Here is an 11,402-nt window from a genome sequence, read left to right as displayed (position 1 = left end):
AATTCGACCACCCGTCCGCTCATTTACCACTTGCTAGCCAACAAATGACAACGACAGAACACGCTGTTGCGCCGGTCAGCCTTTTCCCGGTCGAAAGACTGACCTCGTTCGCTGATGGCAACGCAGGAGGCAATCCCGCTGGTGTAGTGATTTGCGAGGCGCTACCAGATGCTGACACCGTGCAGGCAATTGCAGCAGAGGTAGGCTATTCCGAAACGGCATCCGCGGTGCCACTCACCGGTGCCTGGCGGGTACAGTCACCCTGCGCAGGGGGATTACTAATGCCAGGGGCAGGTCAGTCGTTTCGAGACAGGGTCAGAGCGCTTTAAAAGGACGGTTTCGCTTTTTTCTCTAATGGCGTTGAGTGGCTCGCTGCGCGAGTCGTGCGCGGTTCCGTTGGCCGTCATGGCTTGCGGGAGCTCTCGGAAAAGTAGTCAATCACAAAGTCACGACATCGAGTCGCATAGACGAAATATACGTTCTGAGTTTTCTCGGGTTGCAACTCTAACTGACACCTCGCGATACGAGCTTTACGATCAGCCAGTAACGACCAAGCCGCCGCTTCGCTTTCACAATGGCAGATGACGTCATCCGCATAGCATTCAACCGCCTATCAAATTTCAAGCTGTCAGCCAGAGCAGGCATAGCGCAACTCGTTAAGAATCGTGATGGAGCATCAAAGACGGCTAAGTCGGTTAGCCGTTCTGTTGCCCTAACCCTGCAAAAAATTACATTAATATTTTTACTATTACGTAATTATTCGTAATATGTAATGTTATGAAACATAAAACATACGAGTTATTCTCCAAACTCAGAAATCTAATAATTCGCGGTTCATCTCGGGGCTTAAGTTGAAAAAATAATATTTCTTTTTTTATGTCCTTAAATTTCTTTATGTTTTTAGCAGTTAATTTCGCTGCATGCCGGACCGAATTTAAATATAATCTGCACACTATTCCGCCCAAAGAAGCCGTCATACTGGTCGTAACTTGTTCGATCTTGATTGCTACATCGGTAGTTTTTTCCGTAATATTTTTGATGAAAGCATACGGAAAATACGACCGCATTCATAATGTGCAGATCGTATCAAAGTTTGTATTTTATGCATTTGCATCAGGAATTGCATTTTGCATTATAATTCCGTTCTTTATAAGAAGCGCGTACTGCAAGTAAAAACTATCTCTTTTAAGAAATAAGTGTGGCATCTACTCTTATAAGATGACAATTCATAATAAAGCCTTTGATTCCTCTGAAAAGTGCTAACGGGAGCTTCGCTCTTGACGAGTATTTTGCTCGATGTCGTAACCGTGTTGTATAAATTCGGCACGCGGACATTCAACAGATATCCACGGAGTGTCTGCTCAAGCGTCGACTACAAAAAGCGCCGTCTCGCTGCCTAGTGGACAACGATGGTGACCGAGATCGACCGTCATGCGGCGCCTACCACGGAAACCTGCCAGACATTTGAGCGGCGGCAACTTAAGGGCCGTTATCGAGTGTTCCAGTTGTAGTTTTGGGTTTGCCTTAGGCGAATAAGCATTCTCAGATGCTTTCTTAGGTTTCAGCGATAAGAAGGTGCGGGCTGGAAGGGGGTTGTATTTTTCGCGTTCAAGGCAGGTTGCAAATCGCTCGGACAGCCGAACGCAACGATTCGCGTAGAAGATAGCGGATTGGTTCACCGTCTCCGTCCCGTGCTTTCGACCATGGCGTTATGGCGATCGCTGCGCTGATTTCACCCTACCGCGCTGACCGCACGACGGCGCGTCACGTAATAGGAGAAGAACGGTTTGTCGAGACTTTTATGTCCACATCCCTGACTGTGTGCGAAGCCCGTGATCCTAAAGGGCTATATAGAAAAGCACGCGCGGGCGAGATCACAAATTTAACTGGTATTGGCGACCTTTATGAAGTGCCGCTCGCGCCTGATCTGACGTTCGATTCCAGCGTGTTATCGATTGAAGAATCCGTTAATCTAGCGCTCGAACTGATTGGGGCATCGAATAGGGTAGTGGCGAGCTCCCGCTAATACCGCGGCCAGTTTAGTGGCTCGCTGGCGCCACAGTGCTAGCGAGACCTTGCCCGCATAAGGATCCCATGCGATCAGCGCTAGACTGGATGGTCCTAACGGTCTCCAGCGTTTCCTAACTCGCGCAATGCACTTCGATCAAGGTGTTCTGGCCAGCGGCCTTACAGGCCCGTAGAATGTTTGGCCGCACGCGTTGTCGTACTAGTTCCGCCTAGTGCAAAACCTGGGGCGCGGGAACTAATGAGGGCATTGCTTTCTGTGCCGACGCGTTCTTCACGGCGGCGGTCACCACCGCCATGACGCGACGCAGCCTGTTGAGTTCGCTGAGCATGACCCAATCACGCCATGGTTGCGGTGTCGCGTCGACTGCATGCTGGTAAAAACGCACAGCCGTGCACCATTCGTCGGACGACAGTTCCGCCTGCCTTCCGGCAAGAAGCTTGCCGAGATTTTCGGTCTCGGCGGGCTCGCGCTGCAATGCCCGCGCAATTGACGCCGAGATGGCAAGTTCGCCCTGCAAAAGTTGACCAGGCGTGATCTGCGGCGGCGAGTCTGTTTGAGTCGACTGCTTGATCAGATCGAACATTGCTTGCAACTGTCTACGCAGTTCGTCCTCGCTTTCGTCGGCTAGCGACAGATAGTGCGACGTGACGGCCGGTAGAATCTTGAAGCCGCCGCAATCGGGCGGCGCATTATCCAATGCGCGGGTTGTCAAACTCGCCAGTTGCTCTCGATCGGCTGGGGAGATCCGCGCCATTCCGTCTAGCAACGCCAGCACACGTGTGAAGGCGGAGGCTCGGGCCTTGGCCGGATCGCCATCGGAGAGAAAAGCCTTAATGTCCGGGTCCGTGGCGATTTTTTCAGATAAGGCGGTGAACATCTTTGCCTTCGGCGAATCAGGCGCAATGCCGAACCTGCTCAGCCCTGCAGTATCGAGTGGATGGCCCAATTCGAGCGGCACAGCTACGGCCAGCAGCGACGGCATTACTGCGGTGAGGCCGCCAGTTGTGGGTGCATTGCTGGCAGCGGTTGCTATGCTCGGTTCGGCGGGCAGGTGGATGACGCGAGCTTGCGGCAGCCCGAAAACGAAATTGGTCTCGACCGCCACCAGGTTGCCGCTCGCATCGGCATAGGGCCTGCACTCGGCACGTCGCGACGCCTGAAGTGCGAGATTGTCCAACTCGGGATTGCCTGACGACTGTTCGACGACGACGCCGCTAACTTGGCCATGCACATCGACCGATGCACGAACGGCGACGTCTGGCCGACGCTCGCGTCCGGTAAACGACTGCGCCGATTTCAGATCGGCGGCGGACCAGCCGTAGATGCACGGGATGTTCTGCGCAGGTACATAAGAAGATGTCGGAGCGTTGTTAGCCCGCGCAGTGTGCGCACCAATGCAGCACGCGAGAAGCAGCAGCGTTCGAGCGATGTTGATATGCAGCGGCACATGCGGATGGCATGTTGTCGGCATGCATTGCGGCATGAGATCGATAGTGCTGTTATTGACATTTACCGTTAACGCCGATGCAATTTTGATTGTGGTTTTCATCGCTGCTTCTATCGTTCAACTTCCGCTTGTAATTTTTGGGGCAGCTTGTCCGGCTTTCTAAGATCACTAGGTAGATTGAACCGGCCGTCGCAACACTAGATTATTGAGCAGACTTTAGATATTGGTCCAGCACTTCAGCGGGTGTTTTCCAGCCAAGTGTTTTGCGTGGCCGAGTATTCAGTGCAGCAACGGCTTGAATCTCGTGTTACGAAACGGTCTTTACCGGCGTTGCGCCTCCAACTAACAAATCGTAAATCGATCGATGCGTACATCAAACTCCACTTCGGCGACCAAGATCTGGCCAAGGGCCACTCGCTGATTTCAGCGACATCGAGGTCATCCTTCGTCAGTACACGCATCAAAAAACTTCCGCGCGTTTCTGAACGTTGAGGCATTGTCAATAACCCATAACCAAAGTGGCACCATACCCACCAGTAGACCGCGACCCAAATCAGTCAACGTGTAGTCTACCCTTGGCGGTACTTCGCGGCGATCGTTCCGGACGATCAACCCATCCTTCGTCCAAAAGCAGATGATGCAACCGACTCTAAGGCAGCAACGTTGCGGGCCATGGATTTAGGCATTGTCCAAGCGGATCTAGCTGCGGAAACCGAAAAAACCTCAGTACCATTTTTTCTGCATTTTCGACCGTCATCTGTTGCACGGGCTTTGTCGGCGGGCCAGGAACGCAGCGAAAGATTACAGCTGCCGTTTTAAATGCCGGCGTTGCGCGATATGTGCCGTGGCAGTTCGGCGTCGATTATGACATCGTCGTCCGCGATAGTGGACAAGATGTCTTTGACGAACAAGCCGACGTGCGTGACATGCTTCGCGCCCAATCAAGTACTCGCTGGATCAGCGCATCAACCGGGATGTTCACCAGCTTCTTGTTTGAGCCTTCCTTTGGCGTGGTGGACTTCGAGGCCGGTAGCGTTCGCGCGCTCGGCAGTTGGGATACAGTGACGGTTCCCAAAGACATCGGCTGTATGATAGCCGCCATCCTTGCGCATCAACCCAGCCTGAATGACACGATAGTGTACGTCGCTGGGCACACCGTTTCTTACGCCGAACTCGCCGACATGGTAGATGTCCACCTGGGACGTCGCACGGACCGTGTCCTATGGGATTTCAAATCGCTGCGCGCGCAGGTGGCAGAGCGACCGGGAGATGGCATGTGCAAATATCGCTTAGCTTTTGCGCGAGATACCGGGGTTGCGTGGGACATGGCGTGCACCTTTAACGCTGCGGAAAATATCGCCGTTACAGATGTGCCGACTTGGCTCAGACAAAACAAACGATGATCGCGTGATGGCGCAATTTAAGTTAGCAAGCGGCGTTGCAAGCGCAAGATTCTTTGCTGTGGTGGAGGCAACTTAATAGGTCGGACGGCGTAAAGGACGAGTCGCGAGTAAATACCGCACTGCATAACTCTACCAAGCGCTATTAGCATTAGGCACTCGTAGCAGTTATCGATGGGGGGCCGCAAGATGAGGCGTTTGTCCACTCTCACCTATAACGAGCAGTGTATGACGTGGTGGTCAACGATCACTCAAGCCGAGGTTGCGCCGGTCGCTTAACAGCCGTCGCGTACTAGCCATGTCGGTTGATCAATGTCGATCAGCACGCTGAACTGAAATGCCAACGTTGCCAACGGTAGCCAGCAAAGGCCGCCTTGTCCAGGCGACAGAGAACATATGAACGCTAGAAAATTATGTCTTCAACAATTTTTCTCAGTCAAATTGGCTGCGGTATTTCACAAAACCGCGTTTGAAATCCGTACGAAACCCGACGCCCTCGAAGAACCGATGCGCGCTCTCGCGGGAAATCGAACTGAGCAACATAATTTTTGAGGCATTACGGGTCCGGCAAAAATTCTCTGCTTCACGGAAAAGCGTTCGACCAATTCCTCGTCCACGGCAGGCGGTATCTACGACGAAGTTCTCGACTACTGCGAACGGCTGCTGCCCATACATCACATCCAAGCATAGAGATACAAGTACCGTTCCACAGACGGTATCGTCGACCTCGCAGACAAATAATTGCGCACGACTGTCATCACCGATTTCTTGGAGTTGTTGCTCAGAAACATTCACCTTTTCGTCGTCCACCAACTGCCGATATAGTGACTGAATTGACATAGCGTCGCCGATATCCGCGGATCGAACCAGTGGATGAACATTCATAATAAAGCCTTTGATTCCTCTGAAAAGTGCTAACGGGAGCTTCGCCCTTGACGAGTATTTTGCTCGATTTCGTAATCGTTTTGTAAAAATTCGGCATGCGGACATCCAGCAGATATTCATAGATTGTCTGCTCAAGCGCCGACTAACGAACAAGCACCCTCTCACTGCCTAGCGGACAATTATGGCGCCTTAGATTGACCGTCATGCGTCGCTTACCCCGGAAACCTACCAGACATTTGAGCAGCAGTGGCAACCTAACGCCGTCATCGAGCGTTCCAGTTGTCGTTGAGTTTGCCTTCGGCAAATAGTCATTCTCGGATGCCCCTTAAGTTTCTGGGATGAGAAGGAGCTGGCCGGAAGAAGTTGTATTTTTCATATTCAACGCGGGTTCAAAATCACTCGGACAGCGGAACGCAACGATCCGCGTAAGACATAGCGGATTGGTTCAAGACCGCCGCCCTGCGTTTGGGCTTCGCATCGTCGCGCGCCGTCGATACTAAAATGCGAGAATCGCATGGAATAAGATTCGACCGTCCGTCAGACGTTCATTTACCCCTTGCTCGCCAACCAATGACCAAGACAGAACACACTGTTGCGCCATTCAGCCTTTTCCCTGTCGAAAGACTGGCCTCGTTCGCCGATGGCGATGCAGGAGGCAATCCCGCTGGTGTAGTGATTTGCGAGGCGCTGCCAGATGCCGACACCATGCTGGCAATCGCAGCGGAGGTCGGCTATTCCGAAACGGCATTCGCGGCGCCGCTCGCCGGTGCCTGGCGGGTACGCTATTTCGCTCCCGAAATCGAGGTTCCCTTCTGTGGACATGCAACCATCGCACTGGGAGCCGCACTTGCTCGGCGTGTAGGAGATGGGCTATTTCACCTACACCTCAACCAAGCGGAAATCACGGTCGAGGCGCGTTGTGACGGTGCGGCATTGTTCGCAGCTTTACAGTCTCCGCCAACCCACAGTGAGCCGGCACCGCCGGATCTCTTATGCAATGCACTGGCGCTGTTTGGCTATACGCAAGGAGAACTGGACACGCGCCTGCCGCCTGCTATTGCGTATGGTGGAGCAAAGCACCTCGTGCTTGCGCTGACCGAGCGCGCCCGTCTGTCTGAAATGCACTATGACCTTGATATTGGTCGCGAACTGATGCTTGCTCACGGACTTGCCACGATCGCGCTGGTGCACGCCGAGCACCAGCGGCTGTTTCACGCTCGCAATCCCTTTGCGGCAGGCGGTGTGTACGAAGATCCCGCGACCGGCGCGGCAGCCGCGGCCCTGGCGGGCTATCTACGGGATGCAGGATGGCTGCACGAGGGCACCGTCGATATCATCCAGGGAGAGGACATGGGGATGCGTAGCCGCCTCCATGTAGAAATCTCCCCGGAAGCAGGTGCAAGCATACGGGTGTCGGGCGCGGTTCGCGCCTTGGATTAAGGTGCGGTATTCACGAGTGTATACTTGGCCGCGCGGGTACCCAACGTCTGACATAAACAGGCAGATTAGCTTGTGAAAAGTCAAACGAGTTCCGAAATTTCAATCAGATTGAGGTCTGGGTCGCGAATGTAGACTGAGCGTATTTTTTGGGTAGCCCCAGTCCGGTCGACGGGGCCTTCCAGGATAGGCCAGCCGACCGTTTGAAGATGGGAAATGACCTCATCGAGCGGTACCTTTGCAATAAAGCACAAGTCCATCGCGCCGGGAACAGGCAAGTGCGCTTTGGGTTCAAATTCCAAGCCCTTGACGTGAATATTGATTTTTTGATTCCCAAAGCGAAACGCTATTCTCCCTTCACCAAACGTCTGAAGCTGCATCTGCATCACTTCACTGTAAAAGTGCTTTGTCGCGTTCACGTTTACGCATGTTAAGACAAGGTGGTCAAGATGGTCGATTAGTTCCACGTCACACTCCTTAGCAACTGGTAACGAGGCCGGCGTTGCCGTCACCTCGGGCAAAAAACCAAGCTCTTTACGTCAAAGTAAGGTCAGCATCTTTAAGCATCTACACACTCGGAAGCATTCCAATCGCCAGAGACGACGGCACTCCGAACGATGTTCATCACGAGTGCCATCATGGCCTCGACGGCGGTTGGAACACGGCCTTTCCGCGCGCATGCCAATCCAATCCTGCGAGTCATTCCATCTGGCAATCAGCAAGTCATTGTCGACAAGAATCAGTCGACCATCGCGAACCGTGCGCCAAAGTAGAACGATGATTTTTGGTCTAAGCAGCTCCTGCGAGAAGGCTTGTCGCAGTACCAATGGCAGGGTGCGCTGGGTTATCCGCTGCGTGCGCTGGCGGGAGCAACTCACCCACGGTTCGGCTGAACCGCACCTGAGCTTTAATCAGAAATGCCCCCGCTTGTCAAGCGTGCGGCCCGCGGAATTATCTGTGCGATAACTCGTATCGGGCCAACTCCGTGACGTTGAAAGAGGAAAGCACGCTCTCAACTAGCGTGAGGTCTCAGTCTCTAAATCTGCACTGATTATGACGGGCGCGCTAGAAAAATCAGGACGCGCAAGAGCTGACACGGAGTATGCGAAATGCACGCGAAACATCGTTTCCAGCAATCGGTATGTCGCCCTCACAATATTGAGATATCCTCGGTCTGCTCGACGGAATCTCAATACCCCGCTTCCGTCTGGGCCCAGGGGGCAACAAACAAATGCAAGTACTCCACGTATGCGTCGAGTCGGGACAGTCTAAGTCTCGCGCGCTTCCGTTTGAGGACTTTGCACGGGGTGGCCCGCATGAATTCAAAAAACAAGGCGACTTTAAAACTCGAATGCTGCAACGGTCGGTTGCCGGGTCGCCAGTTCTACGAGGTTTGTCGATGATGCATTGGTTCCTGCAACTCTGGGCTAACGTTTTAGCTTTTCTTGGCCTCGCAAGAACGAGAGAGAGCAAAGATGTTACGCGGACGCCCGAGCCCGTGCAACAGTCCCTCCCTATGAAGCCGCAGCAGCCGAAGTCAGCGCCAACTTCCGCCGTCGTGACCGTCAAGGATGTCTATGCCGGCGACGCATTCGAAATTAAAGCTAGCACGCAGAGAAATGCTCGGGAACATATGTACCGGGAAAAGGAGCCTGGTAGCAGCAAGCTCATTGGCCCAACAGACAATCAATTGAGGCTGATTTTCTCGACACGAGCTGCGTTGCCCGTACTGGCAGGCGCCGGTTCGGGCAAGTCGACGTCCCTCGTCAATCGTTTCTTATTGGCGACCAACTACCTGAACGTTCAGTTGCGTCACATCACCGTCTTCACGTTTACGCGGAAATCACGTCGCGACTTTATCGAGAAACTCATTGAAGAGTCTCAGTTTTGGCCAACGCCAATAACGTTGAAAGAGGCAGAAGCTTCCGTTCGAACCTTTCATTCGAAAGCTTTGCAGTTGTTCCGGGCAAAAAGAGGCCGCGACGTCGCTGTTTTCGAGTTTCTGAAGGACGAGATACCTGCGGCAAAAAATAGCGCGGAAGCCACCATCCCTACTTCCGATGTAGCTCCGCCCAGCGACGACCTACTCAGCGAAGAAGAGTTTCGTGCGAACGATGTTGACAGCCTTATGCCTGGCAATTTGTCACGCATCCAGTTGCGGTTGCTTCATGACGCTTATACGACTCGCTTCTCGCAGAGCAATTCGTTTCGTCTTGTTGTGAGGGAGCTATTGAAGGCATCTTTTTTATCACCGCCAATCGCGAAGGACGACAAAGATGCCTTGGAAGCTATTCGTTTTGAACGTCAAATTCTTCGCCGGGATGAACAGTGGTCTGCATATGTAGAAGCCGATTGGCGCCGGCGCGGATTGTGGCCTTTGCCGGGCGTTCGAGAGCTTAATTCACCAGACGAGCGCCGTCCTCTTATTGCTGAGAACGGCCAATATGCGGCTCACGGGTACATTGCCTCAGTTGATACCTATGTTGTACTCGGCGTGCATAGCGAGATAAGTAACAAGGTGAACGGGTTCGGAGGCACCACCCTAGTTAAAAACTTTCAAGCCTCGAAGAACAAGCAGGCTCTGCTCTTGGCGCAATGTGAGCAGAAAATCCGGTACGTCACGGACGAGAAGGACTTGACGGCACTGAAGAAGCAACTCCATTGGGCGGCATTGCCAGAGACGAACGTCGCCCCGAAATTCAAAATTCGCATTCCTGGCGAACGTAAGCTGCTCCCCGTGTTTTACGCGCTCTTCACGTTTGGGCAGTTTGCCGAAAATCTTGCCGTTGACCCGTGCACGCTCGACCAGCTTCATCTACTTGCGAAAGGCTCGGTTGAGGAGCAGTTCGGGCGCGCCTGTGCTGAATATTATTCGTCTTTCTACGAGGCGCTGGGGGCTCGAAGAGTCTGGACATTCAACCAGATTTTCAAGGCCCTCGCCGACGAGCAAGACGTGCTTGGGGAAATGGATGCCGCTGACCTCTCCCCTATACAGCATTTGCTCATCGACGAATTCCAAGATATCTCGCCAGCAATCGTCAAGTTCGTGACGGCCGCGCAGACGAGGTTATGGAAGAAGTCTGGGGACGCAATTCAGCCAACATTGATAGCAGTGGGGGACGATTGGCAATCAATCTACGGATGGCGCGGCAGCTCGCCGAAATTTTTTATGGATTTCCACAAATATTTCCGTGGCTCTCCGAGGCAAGCGTTGCAGCTCAATCAGAACTTTCGTTCGTCAGCAAACATCATTCGCGCTGCAGAGGCCGCGCTAGTAGACCTGCGGGAAAGGCTGGAGGGCAAATTGAACGGAGAGGCAGAATCGCGATACAAGAACTTGCCAATCCCCGTTTGCCAGGTGACCGAGTTCAAAAGCGACGACGTCGTGCGCGTCGTTCGCATGCTGCTGCAGGGGAAAAAGAAAGGTGAGCGCGTGTTCGTTTTGAGTCGCGCAAAGCTTGATGCAACGGCGAAGGCTGTGCGGGATGTGTTCCGCGCGGTCAGCGAACGTGATTTGCTGGTGACAACCCTGCATCAAAGTAAAGGACTCGAAGCGGACTACGTCATTTTGCTCGGGGAAATACGCTACGTTGGTCGCAACGTGCTGCGTAATAGCGTATATCTCAAAGCAGAACTTGTCGGCAGCGCTCACGGACGTGAACGGGCCTATGATTTGGCCCAACAGGACGAGGCGTTGCGCCTCGCATATGTCGGTATCACGCGCGCAAAGCAGTTTTGCATCTGGTTTGCAGAGCCCAAGAGCGAGGGGGTGTTCGAGCGTCTTCCACGTCGGTCTAATTATTCGACTCAAGTAACTGTGGCGGACGTCATCTCGCTCGCAAAACAAGTGGGGTCAATGGAGAAGGTTTAGGCAAGCCAACAGCAAGGGCTTGACATCTGGCCATGCATGCATCGGGCAGCGACATTTGACCTGAGCGCCAGCAGTGTGACCCCTAACAGTGGGCAGACTGAAGAATCCAATGAAGTACTCCGAAGAGCGCAAGGAAGCGATTCTGAAGAAGCTGTTGGCGCCACATAATCGTAGCGTTGTTGACGTTTCGCGGTAAGCGTCGACCGAAGGCATCTTGTCAGCCGCGTATTTCATGTGGCCGGGTATCGATTGGCGGCATGCCGGTAGTACCCATTTATTTATAAATGGGCACTCCAATAAGCTTTTTAAGCTCTTCGGAGGTAAGCGGCTGGT

At 53.2% G+C, this 11,402-nt stretch carries 9 protein-coding genes and 1 pseudogene; 6 read left to right on the top strand and 4 right to left on the bottom strand.

Going from position 1 to position 11,402, the window contains the following annotated elements; translation table 11 throughout:
* Positions 1-329: PhzF family phenazine biosynthesis protein (locus WM40_RS30445; protein ID WP_236693684.1), on the top strand; the 329-nt coding region annotated here is incomplete at its 5' end.
* Between the two features lie 1,340 nt (positions 330-1,669).
* The gene (locus tag WM40_RS24660) at positions 1,670-2,026 is read left to right on the top strand and encodes an adenylyl-sulfate kinase (RefSeq protein WP_081765252.1); all 357 of its coding nucleotides are present in this window, start codon (positions 1,670-1,672) and stop codon (positions 2,024-2,026) included.
* 211 nt (positions 2,027-2,237) lie between these two features.
* On the opposite strand, the gene WM40_RS24655 is transcribed toward WM40_RS24660, so the two are convergent.
* Together WM40_RS24655 and WM40_RS32635 are read right to left on the bottom strand one after the other, a co-directional pair.
* Positions 2,238-3,578 carry an energy transducer TonB gene (locus WM40_RS24655; protein ID WP_052738512.1) on the bottom strand — a complete coding sequence of 447 codons (1,341 nt, stop codon included), beginning with the start codon at positions 3,576-3,578 and terminating at the stop codon, positions 2,238-2,240.
* Between the two features lie 336 nt (positions 3,579-3,914).
* Positions 3,915-4,088, bottom strand: coding sequence for a winged helix-turn-helix transcriptional regulator (locus WM40_RS32635; protein ID WP_201779180.1), 174 nt, complete (start codon positions 4,086-4,088; stop codon positions 3,915-3,917).
* Between the two features lie 110 nt (positions 4,089-4,198).
* On the opposite strand from WM40_RS32635, the pseudogene WM40_RS24650 reads away from it, so the two are divergent.
* Positions 4,199-4,879, top strand: a pseudogene (locus WM40_RS24650) (NmrA family NAD(P)-binding protein); the annotation flags it as partial.
* A gap of 429 nt (positions 4,880-5,308) precedes the next feature.
* On the opposite strand, the gene WM40_RS24645 reads toward WM40_RS24650, so the two are convergent.
* Positions 5,309-5,761, bottom strand: a complete 453-nt coding sequence (locus WM40_RS24645) for a GNAT family N-acetyltransferase (protein WP_046154285.1) — start codon at positions 5,759-5,761, stop codon at positions 5,309-5,311.
* A gap of 570 nt (positions 5,762-6,331) precedes the next feature.
* Here WM40_RS24645 and WM40_RS24640 point away from each other — a divergent pair.
* Positions 6,332-7,201 (top strand): PhzF family phenazine biosynthesis protein, encoded by an 870-nt coding sequence (locus WM40_RS24640; protein ID WP_046154284.1) that lies wholly within the window; start codon positions 6,332-6,334, stop codon positions 7,199-7,201.
* 80 nt (positions 7,202-7,281) lie between these two features.
* Here the strand turns inward: WM40_RS24640 and WM40_RS24635 are convergent, their stop codons facing one another.
* Positions 7,282-7,665 carry a VOC family protein gene (locus tag WM40_RS24635; protein ID WP_046154286.1) on the bottom strand — a complete coding sequence of 128 codons (384 nt, stop codon included), beginning with the start codon at positions 7,663-7,665 and terminating at the stop codon, positions 7,282-7,284.
* A gap of 171 nt (positions 7,666-7,836) precedes the next feature.
* Between WM40_RS24635 and WM40_RS32170 the strand changes: the two genes are divergently transcribed.
* Positions 7,837-7,971: a hypothetical protein gene (locus tag WM40_RS32170; RefSeq protein WP_269083111.1), complete on the top strand. Its 135-nt coding sequence runs from the start codon at positions 7,837-7,839 to the stop codon at positions 7,969-7,971.
* Positions 7,972-8,597: 626 nt separating this feature from the next.
* Positions 8,598-11,069: a UvrD-helicase domain-containing protein gene (locus WM40_RS24630; RefSeq protein ID WP_162199126.1), complete on the top strand. Its 2,472-nt coding sequence runs from the start codon at positions 8,598-8,600 to the stop codon at positions 11,067-11,069.
* Positions 11,070-11,402 lie beyond the last annotated feature (333 nt).

Source organism: Robbsia andropogonis, assembly GCF_000970345.1.
GTDB lineage: Bacteria > Pseudomonadota > Gammaproteobacteria > Burkholderiales > Burkholderiaceae > Robbsia > Robbsia andropogonis.
Note: the sequence above shows the minus strand (reverse complement) of the source record. Positions and strands in the feature narration are given on the sequence as shown.